This is a genomic window from Salinicola sp. CPA57 (assembly GCF_003206035.1).
Taxonomy (GTDB): Bacteria; Pseudomonadota; Gammaproteobacteria; order Pseudomonadales; family Halomonadaceae; genus Salinicola; species Salinicola socius.
In genome coordinates this window covers 1-1,415 of record NZ_PZJR01000029.1, presented here as the reverse complement: position 1 = coordinate 1,415, position 1,415 = coordinate 1, and the positions used below count along the sequence as shown (strand labels likewise).

The 1,415-nt window shown below is 47.9% G+C and carries 2 protein-coding genes; both read left to right on the top strand.

The genetic code is table 11. The features are described from left to right. Nucleotides 1-451, top strand: a 451-nt coding sequence (locus tag DOM36_RS19755) for a hypothetical protein (RefSeq protein WP_232823939.1), incomplete at its 5' end; no start/stop codon positions are given. Beyond that, nucleotides 448-1,308 (top strand): tetratricopeptide repeat protein, encoded by an 861-nt coding sequence (locus DOM36_RS19750; protein ID WP_110644150.1) that lies wholly within the window; start codon nucleotides 448-450, stop codon nucleotides 1,306-1,308. The genes DOM36_RS19755 and DOM36_RS19750, both read left to right, overlap by 4 nt. Nucleotides 1,309-1,415 lie beyond the last annotated feature (107 nt).

Here is a 1,415-nt window from a genome sequence, read left to right as displayed (position 1 = left end):
CTCGCTGGATCTGCTATCGCAGGGCGTGGCCATCGAACTGTCCTGGGAAGAGCACACGGCGACCTACGTGAGGGGTGACACAGGGCCCCAGGGCGAACGCGTGAATCGCAAGCAGGTCAGGATCAAGGCGCGGATTCCCAACTTGTCGAAGATGCAGTGTAGATTGCAGCTTGAGAACTCATCGGAGCTGGGAGAAGAAAGGTTTTTTGATGACACTTTTGTCAAAGATGGTGGCTCATTAGAAATTGCCGAGCAGTCTACTCAAGATCAAGTTTCTGATAATTTGGCATACGATATATCCTCAGGAGAGGATGCATATACTATAGAGCGTGCACTTTACTTGGATGATGGCGACTCAATGGCTGGTGTCAAGCTTAATGTCACTTTTCAAGATACGCGTGCTCGTCCCTTACAGTATTCAGATGTATTTAAGCTGGAGTTTGAGCGATGAGATTTTTTAAAGGCCTTTTTGTTGTAATCTTGGTGGGCTTGCTGCTTTGGTCGCCGAGTGCTTTCTCGATAACGCTCTACAATGACCCGTCTGGGCAAAAGATGTTAGACGAAACGATACATTGGTCTTTTAAGGAGATGGAGGAGAAAAGTAAGAGCGGGGATTTAAAAGGAGAGTATATATTAGCTATAAATTATATGAATGGAAGCAATCGGCGCGACATAAAAAAAGACAAAGAAAAAGCTGTTGCAATGTTGAAAGATTTGTGGGGCAGAGGGGTTGCGGACGCTGGCTATTCCCTGTTTTCTATTTATTACAATGGCTTTGGTACGGGCGACAACCGTAAGGCTGCATTAGATTATTTAAAAGAGTCTGCCGAGAAAGGGTATGCGTTATCCCAGCGCACTCTCGCCGAGGCATATCGTGGCAAAGATTACGAAGGTTTGGTGGACAAGGACTACGATAAAGCGATGTACTGGTACGAAAAAGCCGTCGATAATGGTGACAAAAGATCAGCTATTGCATTGGCAAGTATGTATTACTATGGCGAAGGGGTGGAGAAAAACAATAAGAAGACATTTGAATGGGCGCTGCGTTGTACACAGCTTAAATATGGGACTATTACCGCAGGCTTTAGCACGTTAGCAAAATTCTACGAAGAAGGCATCGGTACCGATGTCGATCTGGTCCAGGCCTATAAGTATTATGACCTTCAAGGATCGGCTGGTGCGGAAGGCAAACAGCGCCTTTCCAAGCAGATGACCAAGGAACAGATAGAGGAAGCCCGTCGACAGTCGCTGGAATGGCAGAAGGAGCACAACGTGCGCATCGGAGGTGGTTTTTTCCAGATGAATTGACCGCTGCGCTGGCCGGGGCATTTTCCCGTGTGGTTGGCAGTGATAGGCCTGGGTCCCGTGAAGGTACCCAGGCCTATTTGCGCTTCACCCAGCTTTCGCGCACGGGC